General features: G+C 77.1%; 10 protein-coding genes. 6 read left to right on the forward strand and 4 right to left on the reverse strand.

What is annotated here, in order from left to right; all coding sequences use genetic code 11:
* Positions 1-63 precede the first annotated feature (63 nt).
* The 6 genes from D5H75_RS19055 to D5H75_RS19080 all read left to right on the forward strand — a co-directional run bounded on the left by D5H75_RS19055 (position 64) and on the right by D5H75_RS19080 (position 16,662).
* Positions 64-243, forward strand: coding sequence for an MbtH family protein (locus D5H75_RS19055; protein ID WP_242454363.1), 180 nt, complete (start codon positions 64-66; stop codon positions 241-243).
* Positions 240-3,431: a non-ribosomal peptide synthetase gene (locus tag D5H75_RS19060; RefSeq protein WP_119927816.1), complete on the forward strand. Its 3,192-nt coding sequence runs from the start codon at positions 240-242 to the stop codon at positions 3,429-3,431. Before D5H75_RS19055 ends, D5H75_RS19060 begins: the two co-directional genes overlap by 4 nt.
* Positions 3,424-9,969, forward strand: a complete 6,546-nt coding sequence (locus tag D5H75_RS44170; protein WP_119927817.1) for a non-ribosomal peptide synthetase — start codon at positions 3,424-3,426, stop codon at positions 9,967-9,969. The genes D5H75_RS19060 and D5H75_RS44170 overlap by 8 nt, the downstream gene beginning before the upstream one ends.
* A gap of 174 nt (positions 9,970-10,143) precedes the next feature.
* A complete protein-coding gene (locus tag D5H75_RS19070) occupies positions 10,144-14,115 on the forward strand; it encodes a non-ribosomal peptide synthetase (protein WP_202638297.1) in 3,972 nt (1,323 codons plus the stop codon).
* Positions 14,105-15,388 (forward strand): MFS transporter, encoded by a 1,284-nt coding sequence (locus tag D5H75_RS19075; protein ID WP_119927819.1) that lies wholly within the window; start codon positions 14,105-14,107, stop codon positions 15,386-15,388. Before D5H75_RS19070 ends, D5H75_RS19075 begins: the two co-directional genes overlap by 11 nt.
* 146 nt (positions 15,389-15,534) lie before the next feature.
* Positions 15,535-16,662, forward strand: a complete 1,128-nt coding sequence (locus tag D5H75_RS19080) for a serine hydrolase domain-containing protein (RefSeq protein ID WP_119927820.1) — start codon at positions 15,535-15,537, stop codon at positions 16,660-16,662.
* Positions 16,663-16,667: 5 nt separating this feature from the next.
* Here the strand turns inward: D5H75_RS19080 and D5H75_RS19085 are convergent, their stop codons facing one another.
* Genes D5H75_RS19085 through D5H75_RS19100 form a run of 4 tightly spaced genes read right to left on the reverse strand, consistent with a single transcriptional unit; the run spans position 16,668 to position 23,374 of the window.
* A complete protein-coding gene (locus tag D5H75_RS19085; RefSeq protein ID WP_242454356.1) occupies positions 16,668-17,660 on the reverse strand; it encodes an LLM class flavin-dependent oxidoreductase in 993 nt (330 codons plus the stop codon).
* 4 nt (positions 17,661-17,664) lie between these two features.
* Complete coding sequence (locus D5H75_RS19090) at positions 17,665-18,438, reverse strand: thioesterase II family protein (protein ID WP_119927822.1); 774 nt, start codon at positions 18,436-18,438, stop codon at positions 17,665-17,667.
* Positions 18,435-23,039 carry an AMP-binding protein gene (locus tag D5H75_RS19095; RefSeq protein WP_119927823.1) on the reverse strand — a complete coding sequence of 1,535 codons (4,605 nt, stop codon included), beginning with the start codon at positions 23,037-23,039 and terminating at the stop codon, positions 18,435-18,437. The genes D5H75_RS19090 and D5H75_RS19095 overlap by 4 nt, the downstream gene beginning before the upstream one ends.
* Positions 23,036-23,374, reverse strand: coding sequence for an acyl carrier protein (locus D5H75_RS19100; RefSeq protein WP_202638298.1), 339 nt, complete (start codon positions 23,372-23,374; stop codon positions 23,036-23,038). Before D5H75_RS19100 ends, D5H75_RS19095 begins: the two co-directional genes overlap by 4 nt.
* Positions 23,375-23,565 lie beyond the last annotated feature (191 nt).

Genomic DNA, 23,565 nt, shown 5'->3' on the forward strand with positions numbered 1-23,565 from the left:
TCCCAGCGGCAGACCGGGCAGCAGACCCAGCAGCAGACCGGGGAGCGGTCCGGGCAGGGGCCGCTGCACGCCGTCGTCGTGAACGACGAGGAGCAGTACTCCACCTGGTGGGCCGACCGGCCGCTGCCCGCGGGCTGGACGGCCACCGGTTTCACCGGCACCAAGGAGGAGTGCCTGGCGCACATCGACGAGGTGTGGACGGACATGCGGCCCAAGAGCCTGCGAGAGGCGATGGGCGGATGACGGGCGCTCCCGAGGACCAGGACGTCTTCCCGGTCTCCTCCGGCCAGGAGCGCATGTGGTTCATGTCCCGGTTCGAACCGGACCTGGCCGTGTACAACATCCAGTTCTGGCTGCCGATCGACCGGCCCGACCTGGTGGAGACCGCGCTCGCCGGGCTGGTCCGGCGGCACGAGGCGCTGCGCACCACGCTCGAACTGCGCGAGAGCGGCGTCGTGCAGGTCGTCCACCGGTCGGTGCCGATCACCGTCGCGCGGGACGACCTGAGCGGCCGGGCCGACGCCGACGCCGAGTTCCGGCGGCTCGCGCAGGAGTACGCCGCGCGGCCGTTCGAGCTGGCCGCTCCGCCGCTGTGGCGGATGCGGCTGGTCCGCACGGACGCGGACGGCTGGCGGCTGATCTGCGTCTTCGACCACTCGATCTTCGACGGGCTGTCCGTCGGGATCTTCATGACGGAGCTGGACGAGTTCCTGCTCGCCGCCGCCGAGGGCCGCGGGCCGGACCTGCCCGAGCCGGCCGTGCAGTACGCCGACTACGCGGTCTGGCAGCGGGAACGGCTCACGCCCGAGTTCGTCGAGCGCGAGCTGGAGTACTGGCGCGGGCGGCTGGCCGGGATCCCCGACGACACGGGCATCCCCACGGACCGGCCGCGCCCGCCGGTCCGGACGTACGGCGGGGCGCACCACGTGTTCTCGCTGGAGCCGGAGCTGCACGAGCGGGTGGAGGAGCTGGCGCAGCGGTCGGGCGCGACCACGTTCATGGTGCTGCTGGCGGCGTACAAGGTGCTGCTGGCCCGCTGGTCCGGGCGGTACGACGTGGTCGTGGCCTGCCCGGTCGCCGGGCGGCCGGTGCCCGAGGTCGAGCCGCTGATCGGCATGTTCGTCAACGCGCTGGTGCTCCGCACGGACCTGTCCGGCGAGCCGGGGTTCGCCGGGGCGCTGGAGCGGGTGAGCCGGACCCTGCTGGAGGGGCTGGACCACCAGGAGCTGCCGTTCGAGCGGCTGGTCGAGGCGCTCGCGCCGGTCCGCGACCCGAGCCGGCCGCCGCTGTTCCAGGCGCAGTTCAACCTGGTGCCGGGCGAGGCGGCGGGCTCGCTGACCAACGGCACGGCCAAGCTGGACCTGTCGCTGGAGCTGAACGTCCAGCGCGGGCGCATGTACGGCCGGATCGAGTACGCCACGGACCTGTTCGAGCCCGGCACGATCGCGCGGTTCGCCGAGGCGTACGTGCGGCTGCTGGAGGCCGCGGTCGCCGATCCCGCGCGGCCGATCACGGACCTGCCGCTGTTCGGGCCGGAGGAGCGGGAACGGGTCCTGACCGCGTGGAACGGCACGGACGCGCCCCTTGCGGAGCCCGAGGCGCTGCACCGGCTGGTGGAGGAGCAGGCCCGGCGCACCCTGGACGCGGTCGCGGTCTGCGGTGAGCACGAGACCCTGACCTACGCCGAGCTCGACGACCGGGCGAACCGGCTGGCGGCCTGGCTGGGGCGGCTCCGCGCCGGGCCGGAGACGCCGGTCGCGGTGTGCGCCGAACGGTCGCCGGACCTGGTGGTGGCCCTGCTCGCGGTGCTCAAGGCGGGCGCGTTCTACGTGCCGCTCGACCCGGGGTATCCCCGGGCGCGCCTGGCGCACATGCTGGAGGACAGCCGCGCCCGCGTCCTGCTCACGCAGAGCGTCCTGGCGTCCGCGCTGCCGCGCGGGGCGGCCAGGACCGTCCTGCTCGACCGCGAGGCCGACTGGGCGGGCTCGGCCGGAAGCGGGTCCGGGGGCGGGGCCGGAAGCGGGGCCGGGGCGGACGTCTCGCCGCACAACGCCGCCTACGCGATCTACACCTCGGGCTCCACGGGGCTGCCCAAGGGCGCGGTGATCTCGCACCGCGCGATCGTGAACCGGCTGCGCTGGACGCAGCGCGCGTACGGCCTGGGGCCGGGCGACGCCGTGCTCCAGAAGACGCCGGTGAGCTTCGACGTGTCGGTGTGGGAGTTCTTCTGGCCGCTGATCACGGGCGCGCGGCTCGTGCTCGCCCCGCCGGGGGCCCACCGCGACCCGGCCGCGCTGCGCGACGTGATCGTCAAGCACGACGTGACGACGGTGCACTTCGTGCCGTCCATGCTGGAGGAGTTCCTGGCCGGGGCGCGCGTGGAGGACTGCGCGTCGCTGCGGCGGGTCCTGTGCAGCGGCGAGGAGCTGCCCGCCCGGCTGGCACGGCGCCTCGCCGAGCGGCTCCCCGGCGCGGAGGTGCACAACCTGTACGGCCCGACCGAGGCGGCGGTGGACGTCAGCCACTGGGCCTGCCACGCGACGGTGGGCGAGCGCGTCCCGATCGGGCACCCGGTGGACAACACGCGGCTGCACGTCCTGGACGAACGGCTCGAACCGGTCCCCGTGGGGGTCCCCGGCGAGCTGCACATCGGCGGGGTCCAGCTCGCGCGCGGCTACCTCGGGCGGCCCGGGCTGACGGCCGAGCGGTTCGTGCCCGACCCGTTCACCCCCGGCGCGCGGCTCTACCGCACCGGGGACCTGGCGCGGCGGCGCGAGGACGGCGCGATCGAGTTCCTGGGCCGCGTCGACCAGCAGGTCAAGGTGCACGGCGTCCGCGTCGAGCCGGGCGAGGTGGAGGCCGCGCTGGCCGGCCACCCGCGCGTGCGGCGGGCCGTGGTCACCGTCCGCGACGACGCGCCGGGCGGGCGCGGCCTGGTGGCGTACGTGGACTGGGCGGGCGACCCGTCCGCGCTCACCGAGGAGCTGCGGGGGCTGCTGGTCAAGCGGCTGCCCGCGGCGATGCTGCCGCAGGCGTTCGTGCCGGTGGACTCCTTCCCCGCCCTGCCCAGCGGCAAGCTCGACCGGGCGGCGCTGCCCTCCCCGGCCGGGCGGGGCGGCCTGGGCGGGGAGTACGTCGCGCCGAGGACGCCGATCGAGGAGGAGCTGTGCGCGATCTGGCGCGACCTGCTGGGCCGCGACCAGGTCGGCGTCCGGGACGACTTCTTCGACCTGGGCGGGCACTCGCTGCTGGCCGCGCGCCTGGTCGCCCGGATCAGGGACGCCTTCGGCGCGGAGATCCCGCTGCGGCGCTGCTTCGAGCTGTCCACGGTGGAGGACTACGCCCTGGTGATCCTCGAGGACCTGCTGGCGGCCGAGGACGGCGCGGGCGCGCCGTACGACGAGACGGGGGCGGACGGCGCGGATGAGTGAGGTTCGGCGGCGGCTCGCCGGGATGGGGGCCGCCGAGCGGGCGGCGCTGGAGCGGCGGCTGCTCGGGAAGGGGCGGCCGGCCGCGGCGGGGATACCGCGGCGGGACGATCCGGCGGCGCCCGCGCCGCTGACGCCGGGGCAGGAGCGGCTGTGGTTCCTGCACCGGCTCGACCCGGCGGCCTCCTCGGCGTACAACATGCTGCTCGCCCAGCGGCTGCGCGGGCGGCTGGACACCGGCGCGATGGAGCGGGCGCTGCGGGAGGTCGTGCGGCGGCACGACGTCCTGCGCGCCCGTTTCCCCGCCGGGGACGGGCGGCCGGTCCAGGTGGTGGACCCCGGGGCCGGGCTGACCGTGGAGCGGCTTGCGGCGAGCGGCGAGGAGCACGCCAGGGAGCTGGTCGGGGCGCGGATCCACGAGCCGTTCGACCTGGAGCGCGGCCCGCTGGTGCGGGCGTGCCTGATCCGGCTGGCCGACGACGACCACGTGCTGCTGGTGGTGCCGCACCACCTGGTCGCCGACGGGCTGTCGCTGCGCGTGATCGGATCCGAGCTGGCCACGCTGTACGGCGCGTTCGCGGCCGGGCGACCGTCGCCGCTCGCGCCGCCGCCGATCCAGTACGCCGACTACGCCGCCTGGCTCGCGGGCCGGCCGCGCGACGAGGAGGGGCTGGCGCACTGGGCGCGCCGGCTCGACGGCGTGCCGCCGCTGGAGCTGCCCGCCGACCGGCCCCGCCCCGCCGTGCGCGGGGAGGGCGGGGGCCTCGTGCCGCTGGAGCTGGGCGCGGAGCTGACCGCGCGGGTGGAGCGGCTGGCCCGCGAGGAGCGGGCGACGGTGTTCGTGACGCTGCTCGCCGCCTTCGACGCGCTGCTCGCCGCGCACACCGGGCAGCTCGACTTCTGCGTGGGCTCGGTCGTCGGCGGCCGGGACCGGGCCGAGCTGGAACCGCTGGTCGGGTACTTCCTGAACACGATCGTGCTCCGCGCCGACCTGTCCGGCGACCCGCCGTTCCGGGAGCTGGTCGCGCGGGCCCGCCGTACGGTCCTGGACGCGTTCGCCCACCAGGACGTGCCGTTCGAGCGGCTGCTGGGCGAGCTGCGCGTGGACCGCGACCTGAGCCGGACGCCGCTGTTCCAGGCGATGTTCGTGATGCAGGACCCGGCGTCGGGGCTGGCGATGCCGGGTCTCACGGCCGAGATGTTCGACCCCGGGCCGCTGCCGGCCAAGTTCGACCTCATGCTCGACGTGCTGCCGGGGCCGGACGGGCTGATGCCGGTGTTCGGGTACAGCACGGACCTGTTCGAGCGCGCGACGATCGAGCGCCTGGCCGGGCACTACGCCCGGCTGCTGGAGGCCGTCTGCGCCGACCCCGGCGTCCGGCTGTCCGAGCTGCGGCGCGGCCTCCTGCCCCCGGAGGAGACCGCGCTCCTGTCCGCCTGGTCCCGCCCTTCCGGCGAGCCGGTCGAGGAGCGGACGGTCGTCGCCCTGTTCGAGGAGCGGGCCCGGCTCGCCCCGGACGCCGTCGCGCTCGCGGGCGGCGGGGCGGAGGTCACGTACGCCGAGCTGGACGCGCGCGCGGACCTGCTGGCCGCCCGGCTGCGCGAGCGCGGCGCGGGCCGCGAGACGGTGGTCGCCGTCGAGGTCGAGCGCTCCCCCGAACTGATCGTCGCGCTGCTGGCCGTGCTCAAGGCGGGCGCCGCCTACCTGCCGATCGACCCGGCGTACCCGGCCGCCCGCAAGGACTTCACGCGGCGGGACGCGCGCGCCGCGTTCACCCTCACCCGCGCGGACGTCCTCGCCGCCGCCCCGCCCGGCGCGCGGCCCGCCCCCGGCGGCGCCGCGCCCGCCGTACGGCCGGGGGCGGGGGACCTGGCCTACGTGATCTACACCTCGGGCTCGACCGGGCGGCCGAAGGGGGTCGGGGTGGAGCACCGGGCGCTGGCGGCGCGGGCCGGGTGGATGCGGGACCGGTACCGGCTCGGGCCGGGCGACCGGGTGCTCCAGCACGCGTCGGCGAGCTTCGACACCCACGCCGAGGAGGTGTTCCCGGCCCTGGCGGCCGGGGCGACGCTCGTCGTGCCGCCCCCGGACGTGGCGCTGCCCGATTTGCTCGCGACGCCGGAGGGGCGGCGGCTGACCGTCCTGGACCTGCCCACGTCGTACTGGCGCGGCCTGGCCGGGGCCGCCTGGCCGGAGTCGCTGCGCCTGGTGATCCTGGGCGCGGACCCGCTGCCCGGGCCCGCCCTGGCGGACTGGTACGCGGCCGTGGGCGAGCGGGCCGAGGTGGTCAACACCTACGGGCCGACCGAGGCCACCATCATCGCGACGGCGGCGTGGCTGTCGCCGGCCGACGCGGAGGGGCGCCCGCCGATCGGCCGCCCCCTGTCCGGCACCCGCGTGTACGTCCTGGACGACTCCCTCGGCCGGGTCCCCATCGGCGCGTCCGGGGAGCTGTGCGTCGGCGGGGCGGGCCTGGCGCGGGGTTACCTGGGCCGGCCGGGGCTCACCGCGGAGCGCTTCGTCCCCGACCCGTACGGCCCGCCGGGCTCGCGCCTCTACCGGACCGGCGACCGGGCCCGGTTCCGGCCGGACGGGTCGCTGGAGTTCCTGGGGCGGCTGGACGCCCAGGTCAAGGTGCGCGGATACCGGGTCGAGCCGGGCGAGGTCGAGGCGCGGCTCCTCGAACTCCCGGGGGTCGCCGAGGCCGCCGTGGTGGCGCGCGGCGACGCCCTGGTCGCCTACGTCACCGGCGCTCCGCCGGATCCGGCCGAGGTGCGGGCGCGCCTGTCCGCGCTGCTCCCCGCCCACCTGGTCCCGGCGGCCGTGGTGCCCCTGGACCGGATGCCGCTGACCCGCTCGGGCAAGCTCGACCGCGCCGCCCTCCCGGCCCCCACCGCCGCCCGGCCGGAGCCGGAGCCGCCGGCGACCGCCGCGGAGGAGCTGGTCGCGTCGGTGTGGGCCGAGGTCCTGGGGCTGGAGCGCGTGGGCGCCCTGGACGACTTCTTCGCCCTGGGGGGTCACTCCCTCCTGGCCACCCGCGTCGTCGTCCGCCTCTCCGCCGCCGCCGGCCGCCCGGTCCCCCTCCGCGCCGTCTTCGAGGCCCGCACCGTCCGCGCCCTGGCCGCCCGCCTGGCCGCCGGCGGCGCCGGACACGACGCCGGGCCGGGTCTCCCCGGGGCCGGCGAGCGGGCGCGGGCGGGCGCGGGCTCGCGGTCCGTGGCGGACCCTCCCGGCGGAGACGGATCCCGGTTCGAGGACGACTTCGCGCCGATCCCGCGGCGGGCGGCCGGGGTCCGGGAACTGCCGCTCACGCACGCGCAGGAGCGGCTGTGGTTCATGGAGGAACTGGCGCCGGGGACGGCCGCCTACGTGACGCCGGTGACGGCGCGGGTCGCCGCGGCGATCGCGCCCGAGGCGGTCGCGGCGGCGCTCCGGGCGATCGCCGCCCGGCACGAGAGCCTGCGCACGCGGTTCCCCGCCGGCGAGGACGGGCGGCCCGTGGCCGTCGTCGAGGACGCGGCGGACGTGCCCTTCACCGTCGTGCGGGCCCGCGACGCGCGCGAGGCCGGGGAACTGGCGGCGCGGGAGCGCGCGCGGCCGTTCGACCTGGGGAACGCGCCGCCGGTGCGGGCGCTCATGGTGCGCGTCCCCGGGGACGACTCCCTGCTCGTCGTGTGCGCGCACCACATCGTCACCGACGGCTGGTCCTCGCGGGTGCTGCTCGCGGAGCTGGCCGCGCTGCTCGCCGGGCGGGAGCTCGCCCCGCTGCCCGTCGGGTACGGCGACTACGCCCTGTGGGCGCGCGGGCGGACCGGGGACGCCGAGCTGGGGTACTGGCGGGACCGGCTCGCCGGGGTGCCGCCGCTGGAACTGCCCGGGGACCGGCCGCGACCGCCCAGGCAGACCTTCGCCGGGGCGACGCACGCCTTCCGGCCCGGCCCCGAGGTGCGCGAACGCGCCGCGCGGCTCGCCCGGGAGCACGGCGTGACGCCGTACATGATCCTCATGGCGGCCTTCCAGGCGGTGCTGGGACGGCACTCGGGACAGGAGGACTTCGCGGTCGGGACCCCGGTGGCCGGGCGGGTGCGGGCCGAGCTGGAGCCGCTGATCGGGCTGTTCCTCAACATGATCGCGATCCGGGCGGACCTGTCGGGCGACCCGTCGTTCGCCGGGCTGCTGGGACGTGTGCGCGAGTCCGTGCTCGGGGCGCAGGCGCACCAGGAGGCGCCGTTCGAGCGGCTGGTGGCCGAGCTGGACGTGGCGCGGGACGTGTCGCGGTCGCCGCTGTTCCAGGTGATCCTGGCCTGGCAGGGCGACGCCGGGGCCGGGCCCTCGCCGTACGGCGGCGCGCTGACGCCGGTGGCCGCCCCCGCCGAGGCGACGCGGTTCGACCTGGAGCTGTCCGTCACGGACGAGCTGGACTGCGCGTTCGTGTACAACCCGGACCTGTTCGACGCGGCGACCGTGGAGCGGCTGGCCGGGCACCTGACGGCGCTGCTCGACGCCGCGACGGCCGACCCCGGGCGGCGGCTCTCGGAGCTGGACCCGATGACCCCGGCCGAGCGCGACCTCGTCCTGCGCGCCTGGAACGCGACCGGAGCCCCCTTCCCCACCGGCGCCACCCTGCACGGCCTGGTGGCCGAGCAGGCGGCGCGGACGCCGGACGCGGTGGCGGTGGAGTTCGAGGGCGCGTCCCTGACGTACGCCGAGCTGGACGCCCGCGCGGAGGAGCTGGCCGCACGGCTGCGCGAGCGCGGCGCGGGCCCCGAGTCGGTGGTCGCGGTGCGCGCCGAGCGCTCGCTGGGCCTGGTGACCGGGCTGCTGGCGGTGCTGAAGGCGGGCGCGGCGTACCTGCCGGTGGACCCGGACTACCCGGAGGAGCGCCGCCGGTTCATGCTGAGCGACTCCGGCGCGCTCGACCTGGACGCCCTGCTCGGCGCCCCGGCCGGGGCGCCCTCCGCGCCGGACCCCGGCCGCGCGGCGGCCGGGCCGCGGAACGCCGCCTACGTGATCTACACCTCGGGCTCGACCGGCGTGCCGAAGGGGGTCGTGACCGAGCACCGGGCGATCGTGAACCGGCTGACCTGGATGCAGGACCGGTTCCGGCTCGGCCCCGGCGACGCGGTGCTCCAGAAGACGCCGGCGAGCTTCGACGTGTCGGTGTGGGAGTTCTTCTGGCCGCTGATGACCGGGGCGCGGCTGGTGCTCGCGCGGCCGGGCGGCCAGCGGGACCCGGAGTACCTGCGCGACCTGATCGCGCGCGCCGGGATCACCACGGCGCACTTCGTGCCGTCGATGCTGACGGCGTTCCTGGAGACCGGCGGGATCGGGCGGTGCGGCTCGCTGCGGCGGGTGGTGTGCAGCGGCGAGGAGCTGACGGCGGACGCCGTGCGCCGGTTCCGGGCGCGGCTGCCGCACGTCGCCCTGCACAACCTGTACGGGCCGACGGAGGCCGCGATCGACGTCACCGCCTGGGAGTGCCCTGGCGGGGAGGCGCGGGTGCCGATCGGGCGGCCGGTGGCCAACACGCGCCTGTACGTCCTGGACCGCCGCGGCCGGCCCTGCCCGCCCGGGGTCGCGGGCGAGCTGCACATCGGCGGCGTCCAGGTGGCGCGCGGGTACCTGCGCCGGCCCGCGCTCACCGCCGCCCGCTTCGTCCCCGACCCCTTCGGCCCGCCCGGCTCCCGGCTGTACGCCACCGGCGACCTCGCGCGGTGGCGCGCGGACGGGGTGCTGGACTTCCTGGGCAGGCTCGACGACCAGGTCAAGATCCGCGGGCACCGGGTCGAGCTCGGCGAGGTGGAGGCGGCGCTGCTCACCCTCCCCGGCGTCCGCGCCGCCGCCGCGGCCGTCCGGGACGACGGGACCGGGCCCCGCCTGGCCGCCTACGTCGTCCCCGCCGGGCGGTCCCCCGACACGCCCGCCGGCCCGTCCCCGGACACGTCCCTTGAGCGGTCCCCCGGTCCGCCCTTCGGTCCGTTCTCCGGGCCGGCCGCAGGGCAGGCCGGAGAGCAGGCCGCAGGGCCGGCCCGCGCGGCGGGAGGCGGGCGGGAGGTCCCGCGCGAGGAGCGGGCCGCGTGGGCGGCGGCGCTGCGGGAGCGCGTGCCCGAGCACCTCGTCCCGGCGGCGTGGGTCCTCGTGGACGCCCTGCCGCTCACCCCGAGCGGGAAGCTGGACCGGGCCGCGCTGCCGCCGCCCCGCGTCTCCGGCTCCGCCGGCGAAGCGGCGCCCGCCCCGCCGTCCACCGCCGCCGAACGCGCGGTGGCCGAGGTCTGGGCGGAGACCCTGGGCGCCGAGGGGTTCTCGGCCGAGGACGACTTCTTCTCCCTGGGCGGCGACTCGATCCGGGCCCTGCGCGTGGTGGCCGGGCTGCGGCGGCGCGGCTACGCCCTGGACCTGGTGGACCTCTTCACCCACCAGACGCTGGGCGCGCTGGCCGCCGCCCTCCGCGCTCCCGGGCCCGCCCCGGCGCCGGCGGCCCCCGCCGCGGCCTTCTCCCTCCTCTCCCCCGAGGACCGCGCCCGGCTGGGGGTGGCCTGATGCGCAGCGCCGTACGGCCGCCGCGCGCCGTACCGCCCGCGCGGGGCGCGCTCCGCGCGGGACGGGCCCGGGGCGGGACGGCCCGCGGGGATCGGGGCGGAGGGCGTTGACGGCGCGCGGCCGGAGGGCCGGGGGCGGATGTGGCGGAGCGACGGACGTGAACGAGGTGGACCGATGATCGAGGACGCGTATCCGCTGGCCGCGCTCCAGGCGGGGATGCTGTACCACAGCGAGCTGGAGGAGGGCACGCCCACCTTCCACGACGTGATGACGATGACGCTGCGCGGGCGCTTCGACGAGGCCGCGATGACCGCCGCGCTCGCGGGGGCGGCGGCGCGGCACCCGGTGCTGCGGACGTCGTTCGACCTGACCGGGTTCAGCGAGCCCGTGCAGCTCGTCCACGACGAGGTGACGATCCCGCTGGCCGTCCGCGACCTGTCGGGGCGGCCCGACGCGGCCGAGCGGCTGCGCGACTGGCGGGAGGAGGAGAAGCGGCGCGGGTTCGACTGGGCGAAGGCCCCGCTGCTGCGGGCGTTCGTCCACCTGCTGCCGGGCGGGGAGTTCGCGCTGACGCTCAGCTTCCACCACGCGATCCTGGACGGCTGGAGCGTCGCGGCGCTCACCACCGAGCTGCTGCGCCGGTACGCCGGGGGCTACTCCCCTCCCCCGCTGGGGCCCGCGTTCCGCGACCTGGTGGCCGCCGAGCGCGAGATCACCACCTCCGCCGAGGCCGCCGCCTTCTGGCGCGCGCGGGTCGAGGACGCCCCGGACGCCCGCCTGCCCAGGCTGCCCGCCCCGCCCCGCGAGCCGGGTGAGGCGGCCCGGGCGGTCGCCGTGCTCTCCGCCCCGGTGGGCCGCGAGACCGAGGAGGCCGCGCGGCGGCTGGCGCGCGAGGCGCGGGTGCCGCTGCGGACCGTGCTGCTGGCGGCGCACTGCCGGGTGATGGCGCTGATGACCGGCACGCCGGACGTGCTGACCGGCACGGTCGTGCACGGGCGGCCGGAGGACGAGGCCGGGGGCGAGGTGCTCGGGCTGTTCCTCAACACGGTGCCGCTCCGGGTCCGCGCCGACGCGCCGACGTGGCGGGAGCTGGTGCTGCGGGTGTTCCGGGCGGAGACGGCGCTCATGCCGTACCGGATGTACCCGCACTTCGAGATCCAGAAGGCGAGCGGGCGGGCGCCGCTGCTGGACACGCTGTTCGACTACCGCGACTTCCACGTGTACGACGGGCTCGGGGAAGGCCCGGGGCCGGTCGTGACCGGGCAGGAGTTCTTCGAGCAGACGGACCTGCCGTTCACGGCGGCCTTCGGGCGCGCGCCGTCCGGGCTGGTGCTCTCGCTCTCCTACGACTCGGCCCAGTTCACCGCCGGGCGGATGGCGGATCTGCGGGACCTGTACCTGCGGGTGCTCGCCGACCTGACCGCCGACCCGGACGCCGACCCCCGGCCCTCCGGCCGCTACGCGGGGGCGGACCTGATCGAGCGGTGGAACGACACCGGCCGGGACCTGCCGGGCGGCACCCTGGCCGAGCTCGTGTGGGAGCGGGCCCGCCGCGACCCGGACGCCACCGCGATCGTGTGGGAGGGCGCCGCGACCACCTACCGGGATCTCGCACGGCGGGCCGGGGCGATCGCCGTACGGCTGCGCGGACTGGGCGCCGGTCCCGAGCGGCCGATCGGCGTCTGCCTGGACCGCGGGCCGGACCTCCCGGCGGCGCTGCTGGGCGTGCTGGCCACCGGCGCGCCGTACCTGCCGCTCGAACCCGGGCACCCGGCCGCCCGCACCGCCGCGATGCTGGCCGACGCGGGGGCCGGCCTCGTCGTCACCACCCGTGACCTGGCCGCGGGACTCCCCAGCGGCGTCCGCACGATGCTCCTCCCCGACGGCGCCGCGAACGGCTCGGCGGACGTCGTTGCCAACGGCTCGGCGGGCGGCTCGGCGGACGGCTCGGCGGGCGTCGGTGCGAACGACGCCGCGGACGGCTCGTCCGGCGGGGCTACCGGCCGGGCTTCCGGCGGGGACCTGGATCCCGGGGCGGGCGGGCTCGGCGACCCCGTGCCGGCGCACCCGGACTCCCTGGCGTACGTGATCTTCACCTCGGGGTCCACGGGACGGCCGAAGGGCGTCGGGGTCTCGCACCGGGCGATCGTGAACCGGCTGCGGTGGATGGCGGACTTCTACGCGCCCGGCGACGTGGTGCTGCACAAGACGCCGTACACCTTCGACGTGTCGGTGTGGGAGCTGTTCGGCCCCCTGCTCACGGGCGCGGCCATGGTCGTCGCGCGCCCCGGCGGCCACCTGGAGCCGGAGTACCTGGCCGATCTCGTCGCCGCGACCGGGGTCACGACGCTGCACTTCGTGCCGTCCATGCTCGACGCGTTCCTGGAGACGCCGGACCTCGCCGCGCGCCTGGCGACCGTGCGCCGGGTGGTCTGCTCGGGCGAGGCCCTGCCCGCGCCGCTCGCCGCCCGCTTCGCCGTACGGCTGCCGCACGCCGAGCTGCACAACCTCTACGGGCCGACCGAGGCGGCGGTGGACGTGAGCGCGCACCGCTGCGAGCCCGGCGAGACGGTGGTGCCGATCGGCGGGCCGGTGCCGAACACGCGCCTGGAGGTGCTGGACGAGCTCCTCGAACGGGTCCCGCAGGGCGTGCCCGGGCAGCTCTTCATCGGCGGCGTCCAGCTCGCGCGCGGCTACGTGAACCGCCCCGGCCTGACCGCCGAGCGCTTCGTCCCCGACCCGTACGGCCCGCCGGGCTCGCGCCTGTACGCCACCGGCGACCTGGCCCGCCGGCTCCCCGACGGCGAGGTCGAGTACCTGGGGCGGACCGACCTCCAGGTCAAGGTGCGGGGGATGCGGGTCGAGCCCGGCGAGGTCGAGGCGGCCCTCCTCGCCCTCCCCGGCGTCCGCGCGGCCGTCGTCACCGCCCGCGGGGACCGGCTGGCCGCCCACGTCGTGAGCGACACGGAGGACGACTGGGCCGGCGCCCTCCGCGCGACGCTGCCCGACCACATGATCCCCGCCGCGTGGGTGCGGCTGGACGCGCTCCCGCTCACCGCGAACGGCAAGCTCGACCGCGCCGCCCTCCCCGAGCCGGGGATCGCGCGGAAGGGGTACGAGCCGCCGCGCGACGCCGTGGAGGCGCGGCTCGCGGCGATCTGGGAGGAGATCCTGGGCGTCGTGCCCGTGGGCCGCCACGACGACTTCTTCGCCCTCGGCGGGCACTCCCTGCTGGCGCTGCGGCTGGCCCTGCGGGTCCGCCGCGACCTGGGCCGCGACCTGCCGGTGGCGCGCGTGCTCACCGCGCCCACCGTGGCCGGGCTCGCCGAGGAGTTGCGCCGCCCGGACGACCTGGGGGCCGGGTCCCGCGTCGTGCCGCTGAACCCCGGCGGCGACCGGACCCCGCTCTTCCTGGTCCACGCGCTCGGCGGCCAGGTGTTCCGGTACCTCCCGCTGGCCCGCCGCCTGGGCGAGGACCAGCCGGTGTACGCGATCGCCGCGCGCGGGCTGGCCCCGGGCGAGGAGCCGCACTCCACCCTGGACGAGATGGTCGAGGACTACGTCGCCCACGTGCGCGCGGCCCGCCCGCGCGGGCCGTACGTCCTGGGCGGGTTCTGCATCGGCGGCGACATCGCGATGGAGATGGCGCGGAGGCTGCGCGCCGAGGGCGAGGACGTGCCGCTGGTCGTGCTGTTCTACTCCGACGCCGACGAACCGGTGATCAGCAGCTCGCTGGAGAGCGACACGGCGCTGATGATGCACGCGCTGGCCGGGGGCCCGCTGGAGGCCGACTTCGAGGCGCTGTCGCGGATGGAGCCCGACGAGCGGCTGCTGGCGATCATCGACGCGGCGTCCGCGCAGGACCGGCTCGCCCCCGACACCGAGGACCTGGAGCAGGCCCGCCGCTTCCTGCGGGTGTTCCGGGCGAACGCGCACGCCGTCGGCCGGTTCCGGCACCCGCCGTACGACGGGGACGTGGCGCTGTTCGCCCCGGACGGGGAGCGGCCGGACCTGGGCTGGCGCGCGATCGTCACCGGCCGGCTGGCGATCGCGCCGATCCCGCCGGCGCGGGTCACCGTCCTGTACGAACCCCTGGTCGCCGACGCGGCCACCACCATCCGGAAATGGATCGATCATGGCATCTGAGACCGTCGAGTCCGCCGCCGCGCCCGTCCCCGGGCTCTGGCGGCATCCCGACTTCCTGCGCCTGTGGACCGGGCAGGCGCTGTCGCAGTTCGGCTCGCAGATCACCCTCGTCGCGATCCCGCTGGTCGCCGTGGTGATGCTGAACGCCTCGGCGGCCGAGATGGGCCTGCTGGGCACGCTGGTGCGGTTGCCGCTGCTGGGCTTCCTGTTCTTCGGCGTGTTCGTGGACCGGATGCGGCGGCGGCGGGTGCTGATCTGGTCGGACCTGGGCAGGGCGGTCGTGCTCGCCGCGATCCCGGCGCTGTGGCTGGCCGACGGCCTGTCGATGCCGGCGCTGTACGTCGTGGTGTTCCTGCTCGGGCTGCTGACGGTGTTCTTCCAGATCGCCTACCGGTCGTACCTGCCGGAGCTGGTGGACGTGCGGCAGCTCGCCGACGGCAACAGCAAGCTCCAGCTCACCGAGTCGCTGGCGCAGACGCTGGGCCCGAGCGCGGCGGCCGGGCTGGTCCGGGTGCTGGCCGCGCCGCTGATCATCCTGGTGGACGTGGTGACGTACCTCGCCTCGGCGGTGGCCTGCGCCCTGATCCGCACCCCCGATCGCAGGCCGGCGGCCGAGGAGGACGGCGGCAACGTGCTCGCCGCGATCTGGGACGGGCTCAGGTGGGTGCTGCGGCAGCCGCTCCTGCGCCCGCTGGCGATCTCGGCCGCGCTGTACTCCATGTTCGTGATGGGCTCGCTCCAGGCGATGTTCGCGCTGTACGTCCTGGAGGGCGGGCCGAACGTGCCGGTCGAGTGGTTCGGGGTGATCCTCGCCTTCGGCGGCGTCGGCGCGATCATCGGCGCGTGGATGTCGGTGCGGGTGATGCGGCGGTTCGGGCTGGGCCCGGTGCTGCTGTGGAGCACGGTGGTCGGCAACCTGTCGCTGTTCCTGATCCCGCTGGCCGTGCGGCCGGTCGGGCTGGCGATCGCGATGCTGGCGGTGGCCGAGTTCGTCACGTGGATGGCCAACCAGGTCTTCTTCGTCGCGAACATGACGCTGACGCAGTCGATCACGCCGGGCCCGAAGCAGGGGCGCGTCATCGGCACGATCTACTCGCTCGGGCTCATCCCGGCCCCGCTGGGCACCCTCGGCGCGGGCCTGCTGGCCGAGGGGATCGGGCTGCGCCACACGCTCCTGATCGCGGTGATCCTGGGCGGCCTGGGCCCGATCCTGCTCCTGGTGTTCTCGCGGGTCCCCCGCCAGCGCGAGATCCCGGCGCCCGCCGAGGCCTGAGCGTGCGCGGCCCCCTGCCCGGCGGCCCCGCCCCGCCCCCGTCCCCGCCCCCGTCCCCGCCTCCGCCTCCGTCACCGTCACCGTCTCCGTCGCCGCCGGCGCCCGCCGTACGGCCGGAGCCGCCGGGGCGCCCGGGGGCGCCGGGGGTGACGCGGCGGGCGGTCGCCGCGTCGCTGGTCACGGCGGCGCTGCCGGTCGCCGCCTGCTCGCCCGCCCCGTCCTCGCGCACGGCTCGGCCCGAGCGGTCCGGCCCGGCGGGTACGGCCGCGCCGGGCTCGGCGGGCTCGGGGGGCGCGTCGCCGTACCGGAGCCGGTCGCGGGCGGAGGAGGAGGCGCGGTCGCTGGTCGCGGGCGGGCGGCCGGGCGCGGTGGTGTGGCGGCGCGACGGGGACCGCGTGGAGGTCGCGGCGGCGGGGTTCGCGGACACGAGGGCGCGGACGCCGATGACGGCCGGGCACCGGATGCGGATCGGGAGCGTGACCAAGACGTTCACGGCGGTGCTGGTGCTCCGGCTCGCGGGCGAGGGGCGGCTGCGGCTGTCCGACCGGCTCGGGCGGCTGCTCCCGGGGGTCCTCCCGGCGGCGGACGACGTGACGGTCAGGGACCTGCTCGGGCACACCAGCGGCATCCCCGACTACCTGCGCGAGCCCCGGCTGACCGACGAGCTGTTCTCCGGCGGCCACCTGAAGCGGAGGTCCCCGCGCTCGCTGGTGGCCTACGCGGCCCCGGGGGCCGGGAACGCCGGGCCGGACCGCCCCGAGTCGTACTCCAACACCAACTACGTCCTCCTCGGCATGATCGTCGAGCGGATCACGGGGACGAGCGCGGGCGAGCACCTGCGCCGCACCGTGACCGCCCCCCTCGGGCTGGCCTCCACGGCGCTGGCCGAGCGCCCGGTGGAGCGGGGCATGGCCCGGGGCTACACACGCCGCGTCGGCGGGGCGATGACGGACGTGACCGAGGTGGACCCGTCGATCTTCTGGACGGCGGGCGGCATCGTCTCCACCGCCGGGGACGTGGGCCGCTTCTACCAGGCCCTCTTCGCCGGGAGGCTCCTGCGGCCCCCGGAACTCGGCGCCCTCAAGGGCGGCCTGGGCGCCTTCCACACCTCCCTGCCCTGCGGCGACGCCTGGCAGCACAGCGGCTACGTCCTCGGTTACGTGGCCGAGGCGCTGAGCACGGGGGACGCCCGCCGCCAGGCGGTGATCCTCACCAACACCGAGCACGGCGGCCCCGCCGTACCCCAGGTCGGACGTCTGGCCTGCCTCGGCTGACCCGGTCAGGCCGCCAGTTCGGCGAGGAGGCGGAGCTGGTCCACCCGCTCGGGGAGGGAGGACGCGGCGTGGCCGGTGATGATCGTGGTCGCGCCCGCCTCGGCGTACTCGGACAGGCGCGCCGCCACCCGGGACGGGGGGCCGCAGAGGGTCATCTCGTCGATCAGGGCGTCGGGGAGGGCGTCCATGGCCTCGCCCCGGCGGCCGGACAGGTACAGCTCCTGGACCCGGGTGGCGGCGTCGGCGAACCCCAGGCGGACGGCGAGGCGGTTGTAGAAGTTCGCCTCGCGGGAGCCCATGCCGCCCAGGTAGATCGCCAGCATCGGGCGCAGGACGTCGCGGGCGTACTCCACGTCCTCGTCGACGTACGTCAGGAGCATGGGCGCGACGTCGAACCCGGGGGCGACCGGCCCGAGCAGGGCCTTCCCCTCCGCCAGGTAGGACGGCGGGCAGTGCATCGGCAGCCAGCCGTCGGCGATCTCCCCGGCCAGCGCGATCGCCCTGGGCCCCATCGCCGCCACGTAGACCGGCAGCCGCTCCTGGACCGGGCGGATCGTGGGCTTGAGCGGTTCCCCGGGCCCGTGGCGCACCGGCTCGCCCGCCAGCGCCGCCCGGACGATCCCGACCGTCTCGCGCACGGTCTCCAGCGGCCGCGTGTACGGCCGGCCGTGCCAGGCCTCGACCACCTGCGGGCCCGACGCGCCGAACCCGAGCCGGAAGCGCCCGCCCGAGAGGTTGTCCACCGTGGCGGCCAGGAGCGCGGCGGTGACCGGGCCGCGCGCGGTCGCCTGGAGCACTCCGGCCCCGAGCCCGAGCCGCGTGGTGTGCGCCGCCAGCCAGGTCAGCACCGCCCCCGGGTCGGCCCCGTACGCCTCGGAGGCCCAGACCGAGTCGTACCCGAGCCTCTCCGCCTCCTGGGCCAGCTCGGCCTGCTCCGCGGGTCCGAGGGCCGACGGCCCCCACGTCCCGATCGTGAACCCCAGCCGCACTCCGCTCATCTCCTCAGCCCGCCTCTCCCCGCGCCGCCGTCTCCGCCGCGCGGGCCGGCCCGGCGACCTCCTCGGTGAGGACCCGGGCCAGGTGCTCCGGGGCCTCCTCGGCCAGCCAGTGGGACGCCGGGAGCCCCCGCATCGTCAGGGGCAGGGCCGACTGGCGGCGCCAGCCGAGCAGCCCGCCGCGCGTGAGGGAGGCGTCGGCCTCGCCGTACAGGACCGTGATCGGCACCGGCAGCGGCGGCCCGGCGACGTGCCGGTAGCCCGCCAGCAGGGCGAAGTCCGCGCGCAGGGCGGGCTCCAGGACCGGCCGCAGCCCGACGCGCGCGGCCAGCTCCCCGGGGACGCCGCCCAGCTCCAGCAGCCGCTCCCAGAACAGCTCGGACGGCAGGGCGGGCAGCCGCCGCATGAACATCGCCACGTCCGGCGCCGCGAACGACCCGGCCAGCAGCCGCCCCGGCCGGCCGCCCAGCTCCACGACGCGGCGGCAGGTCAGGTAGGCCAGCATCGCCCCGCTGCAGTAGCCGAAGAGGGCGTACGGCGGGCCCGCGTCACGCCCGGCCAGGTCGGCGGCGAGGTCGTCCACCAGCCCGGGCAGGTCGGTGCGCGGGGTCTCGCGCAGGCGCGCCTGGCGGCCGGGCAGGTTGACCGACCACACCTCCACGTCCGGGCCGAACATCGGCACGAGCGGCGCGAACGAGGACGGGCCGCCCCCCGCGTGCGGGAAGACGTACAGCCGCGCCCGGGCCCCGGGCCGTTCCTCCAGCGGGACGAACCAGCTCACCGGGCACCTCGCAGGTGTGCGGCCAGCCCGGCCGGGCTGGGGTGGTCGAACACGGCGCGGACGTCCACCGGCCCGCCGGTCAGCTCCTCGATCCGGGCCGCGAGCCGCACCGCCAGGATGGAGTGCCCGCCGTGGACGAAGAAGTTGTCGCGCGGGCCGAACCCGGGGCGGCCCAGGGTGGCCCGGAACAGCTCGACGAGCGGCGCGACCTCCTCGTCCGCGACCGGCTCGGCGGTCGCGGGCCCGCCGCCGACGTCCGCGCCGTCCCCGGCCAGCGCCGCCAGCGCGCGATAGTCGATCTTGTCGTTGGCGGTCGTCGGGAAGCCCTCGACCAGCGCGAACCCGGACGGCACGGCGTAGTCGGGCAGCCGTTCCCTGGCGTACCGCCACAGCTCCTCGCGCGGGTCGCGGCCCGGGGGCGCGGCGGTCTGGACGAAGGCCAGCAGGCGGCCGTCGGACTGCGGGTCGCCGTCCACGACCACGGCGGTCGCGCGCACCTCCGGGTGCTCGTGCAGGACCGCCTCCACCTCGCCCAGCTCGATCCGGTGGCCGCGCAGCTTCACCTGGCGGTCGGCCCGGCCCAGCACCTCCAGGGTGCCGCCGGGGCGCAGCCGGGCCAGGTCGCCGGTCCGGTAGAAGCGGCCGTGGACCGGGTGCTCGCCGAAGCGCTCGGCCGTCAGCTCCGGCCGCCCGGCGTACCCCGCGGCCACCCCGTCCCCGGCGATGCACAGCTCCCCGGGCAGGCCCGGCGGCAGCTCGGCCGCCTCGTCCACCTCGGGGGTGGGCAGGCCGGGGTCGGCGAGGAAGACGCGGGTGTTCGCGATCGGACGGCCCACGGTCACCGGGTCGCGCGGATCCTCGGTGATCTCGGCGGCGGTGGACCAGATCGTGGTCTCGGTGGGGCCGTACACGTTGAACAGGCGGCACCCGGCGGCGAGCAGCCGGCGCGCGAGGGCGGCGGGCATCGGCTCCCCGCCGCACAGCACGATCCGGCCCGCCAGCGCGCCGCCGGCTCCGGCGGCGCCCGCCCCGGCGCCGGCCGTCCCCGCCGCGCTCGTCTCCCGGGTCCCCGCGCCGTCCGGCCCGGCGGGGTCCGGCTCGATGGGGTTCTGCCCGGCGGCGTTCTGCCCGGTGGGGTTCTGCCCGGTGGGGTTCTGCTCGGCGGGGTCCGGCTCGGGGCCGCCCAGTTCCGGGGCGATCAGGCGCCAGGCGGTCGGCGTCGCCTGGACCACCTCCACGTCGTGCCGCTCGATCAGCCCGAGCAGGTCGCGCGGCCGGAGCTGGGCCTCGTCCGGGGCGACCACCAGCCGCCCGCCGGTCGCCAGCGGCAGGAACAGCTCAAGCCCGGAGATGTCGAACGACGTCGTCGTGGACCACAGCGCCGAGCGCCCCTCGCCCAGCCGCCAGGCGAAGTCCAGCACGAGGTTGGCCAGGTTCCCGTGCCGCACCGCGACCCCCTTGGGCCGCCCCGTCGAACCCGAGGTGTAGATCACGTACGCCACGTCCCCGGCCCCGGGCCCGTCCGCGCCGTCCAGCCCCGCCGCGGGGTCCCCCTCCGCCCCACGATCCCCCTCGGGCGCACGACCCCCCTCGGGCGTACGGCTCGCGCCGGGTGCCGCGGCGGACGGCCAGGTCAGGACGGGTCGGTGCCCGGCCCAGTCCACGGGGGCGGCGGCCACGACCAGGCGGGCGCCGGCGTCCTCCACCTGGTACGACAGCCGGAGCGGGGGCTGGCGCGCGTCCAGCGGCAGATAGCCCGCCCCCGCCGCCCACACCCCGAGCACGGCGGCGGCCAGGGAGGCGGACCGGGGAAGGGCGAGCGCGACCACGTCCCCGGGCCGCACGCCCTCGGCGCGCAGCCGGTCGCGGACCCGCGCGGCCTCGGCGAGCAGGTCCGCGTAGGTGACGGCGCGGTCGCCGTCCACCACCGCGATCCGCCCGGGCCCGGCCCGCCCGGCCGCGATGATCCGCGGCAGGAGGGTCCCCGGCCCGGGCCACTCCCGCGCGGTGTCGTTGACGGCGGCCAGCGCGGCCCGGTCGGCGGCCGTGGCGAGCGGGAGGCCCCGCAGCGGCCGGTCGATCTCCTCGGCGGCCCGCTCCAGCAGCGCCGCCATCCGCTCGATGAACGCGACGATCTCGGCCTCGTCGTGGATCTCGGTGCTGTACCAGGCCCGCACGGTGATCCGGTCCGGCTCCGGCACCGCCACGAGCTGCAGGTCGACGCGGCTGCGGCCGTACAGGTCCTCGACGTACGAGACCGGGGCGCCGCCCATGGTGATCGTGCCGCCGGTCCAGGGCCGGTAGTTGAACATGTGCCGGAACAGCGGCACCCGCCAGTCGGACGTGCCGTGGCCGCGCTCGGTCACGATCGTCTCGGCGGACACCCCGGCGTGCTCGACGCCCTCCAGGAAGGCGTCCTGCACCCGCCGCGCCAGTTCGGCGAACCCGGCCTCCGGGTCGGCCTCGACCCGCAGCGGCATCGTGCTGAACCCGAGCCCGACGGCCCGCGCGCCGGCGGCCCGCCGTACGGCGACCGGGACGCCGACCACCAGGTCCGGGCCCGCCCCGTGGCGCAGCAGCGTCAGGCAGAACGCCGTCATCAGCACGATGTTGTCGGTGACGCGCAGCTCCTTGCGCAGCCGGTCCAGCGCGGTCCGGGCCTCCGGCCGCAGCTCCCGGCTGACGGTGTGCCCGGCGAACGTGGGCCGCCGCGGCGCGGGCCTGGCCCCGGCCAGCTCCATGGCCTCCGGGCGCACCCCGCGCAGCCGTTCGACCCAGTAGGCCACGTCCTCGGGGTCCGGCTCCGGCTCGCCCGGCATCGGCACCTCGTCGCGCAGTTCCGCGGGGATCTCCGCGCGCCGCGCGTGCACGTCGTACAGCCGGCACAGCTCCTCGTGCAGGATCTGGTACGACGGCGCGTCCGTCACGATGTGGTGCCCCGCGATCGCGACGACGCCCGCGCCGTCCGGCAGGGTGAAGCTCGCCACCCGGAACAGCACGTCCTTCGCGAGGTCGAACGGCCGGTGGATCCACTCGCGCACGTCCGCGACCAGGTCCTCCTCGGTGGTCCGCCGGGTCTCCACCTCGATCTCGGCCTCGTCGGCGGGCACGAGGCGCGGCGCGGGCACGCCGCCCTCCTCGGGGAAGCGCATGCGCAGCGCCGGGTGCCGCCGCAGCAGGTGCCGGGCGGCGGCGTGCAGCGGCCACCAGCGCGCGGGCCGCGCGATCCGCCAGGCCATGCCCACGTTGGACACGCCGGTCCCCGGGGCGAGCCGCTCCAGGAACCAGAACGCCCGCTGCGTCGGCGTCAGCGCGTCGCCGCGGACCGGGGGGTACCCGGGCGCGGGGACCCGGCGGAGCTGGTGGTCCCGGTCGAGCCCGGCCCAGTCCACGTCGTGCCCGCGCGCCCACAGCTCCGCGACGGCCTCCATCAGCCGCCGCTCGTCCCCCAGGCACGCCACCGGGCCCGGTTCGCCCGGCGCGGCCTCTTCCGTGTCCGCCGGGCCCGCGGGCTCGCCGAGGACGAGCACGGTGGCCCCCGGGGGCGGCGCGGGCGTCTCACGGGTGTACGGCAGGCCGCGCGCGACCAGGCGGACGGCCTCGCGCCAGGGCAGTTCCCCGGCGGCGACGGCGGCGGCGACGGGCTCTCCCGTGGCGGCGGCGGGCTCCACGCCCCAGTCGCGCCAGGCCGCGGTCAGCGCGTGCTGTACGGCGAAGCGCAGCGGGGCGCCCGCGGGCCAGTCGCCGTACAGGGTGACGCCCTCGTGCTCGAACGCCTCAAGGCACTCGTCGAACGTCTCGGTGAAGACCCGCTGCGCGCCGTACAGGCTCAGCCCCATGCGCTCGGGGCACCCGGCGGGGAAGTGGAAGACGACGGGGCCGCCGGCGCCCTCGCGGGCGGGGGGCGGGGCCGCCAGAGCCGCGGCGGCCTCCTCCGGCGACGCGCAGACGACCGCGCCGCGCGCCGGGTGGCGCGTCCTGCCCAGTTGGAGCGTCGCGACCGCGTCGGCGAAACGGTCGCCGCCGAGGCCGGCGAACCACGCGCCCAGGCGGCGGGCGCTCTCCCCGGCCGTCTCCGCGTCCAGCGCCGACCACACGACGATCCGGGGCCTGCCGAGGTGGGGCGTGTGGACGGGGTCGGGTCCCGGCTCGAACGCCAGGTCGGGTCCGGCGGTCAGCCGTACGTCGTCGCCGTCGAGGAGCGCGTCGCCGTACCGCCGGAGCACCAGGGCGCCCGCGCCGTCCACGACCTCGCCGCGCTCGGCCCTGACCCCGCACACCACCGCGAGGTCGCAGTCGCCGTCCAGGAGGGCGTCGGCCGCGTCGGCGAGCGGATCGTCCTCCTCGCCGGATCCGCCGTCCGGGCCGGGGGTGAGGCGCAGCGCGCGGGCGACGAGGCCGGCGGAGTCGCCGAAGACGCGGGCGCGGCCGCCGAGGCCGGTGACGTCGTATCCGGCGTCCTCCAGCGCGGCGTGCGCGCTCTCCAGCGTCATGCGCTCGCGGGCGTCGCGGGGGGCGGCGGCGAACAGCCGGGGGTCCAGCCCTCCGGCGGGCGGCCCGGCGGCCCCGACGACCGCGACGCGCTCGGCCGCGTCGCTCACCGGCCGGCCCCGCCGTCGCGGCGGGCGCGGGCCCGGGCGTCCCGGCGGGAGCGGGTCACGCGGGTGCGCCGGTCGGCCGCGCCCGTCATCCCGCGCTCCGCGCCGGCCGGCTGGTCCGGGTTCTCCAGGTATTCGGTCAGCGCCCGCAGGTTCGCGTGCGTGAACAACGTCGTCTCCGGCAGCTCGACCCCGAGCTCGGCGCAGATCTCCTCATGGAGCCGGACCAGCCCCAGCGAGTCGAACCCCGCCTCGAAGAAGTTCTCCTCCGGGCCGACGGGACGCCCGAGAGACGCCTCCACCAGCTTCGCGACCTGCGCTGACCGCACCGTTGCCATTAGGCGTCCTTTTGGGATGTGGACGGGGCCATCCATGATGATTCCGACACACCCCCACCCGGAGCAAGCCCCCGAATCCCACATTTAACGACACGCCCCGCAACCACCCTCCACCCCACCCCAGCCGCCCTCAGCGCCCCCGGACCGAACACCACGGAAAGGGCACTTCGACCTTCGGCATCTCCCCCGGC

Source organism: Bailinhaonella thermotolerans (assembly GCF_003594875.1).
GTDB lineage: Bacteria > Actinomycetota > Actinomycetes > Streptosporangiales > Streptosporangiaceae > Bailinhaonella > Bailinhaonella thermotolerans.

What these genes read in the sequence shown, in the direction of transcription:
- D5H75_RS19075 (WP_119927819.1), top strand. Translation starts at nt 14,105, where the DNA reads ATGGCATCTGAGACCGTCGAGTCCGCCGCCGCGCCCGTCCCCGGGCTC.
- D5H75_RS44170 (WP_119927817.1), top strand. Translation starts at nt 3,424, where the DNA reads ATGAGTGAGGTTCGGCGGCGGCTCGCCGGGATGGGGGCCGCCGAGCGG.
- D5H75_RS19070 (WP_202638297.1), top strand. Translation starts at nt 10,144, where the DNA reads ATGATCGAGGACGCGTATCCGCTGGCCGCGCTCCAGGCGGGGATGCTG.
- D5H75_RS19100 (WP_202638298.1), bottom strand. Translation starts at nt 23,374, where the DNA reads ATGGCAACGGTGCGGTCAGCGCAGGTCGCGAAGCTGGTGGAGGCGTCT.
- D5H75_RS19085 (WP_242454356.1), bottom strand. Translation starts at nt 17,660, where the DNA reads ATGAGCGGAGTGCGGCTGGGGTTCACGATCGGGACGTGGGGGCCGTCG.
- D5H75_RS19060 (WP_119927816.1), top strand. Translation starts at nt 240, where the DNA reads ATGACGGGCGCTCCCGAGGACCAGGACGTCTTCCCGGTCTCCTCCGGC.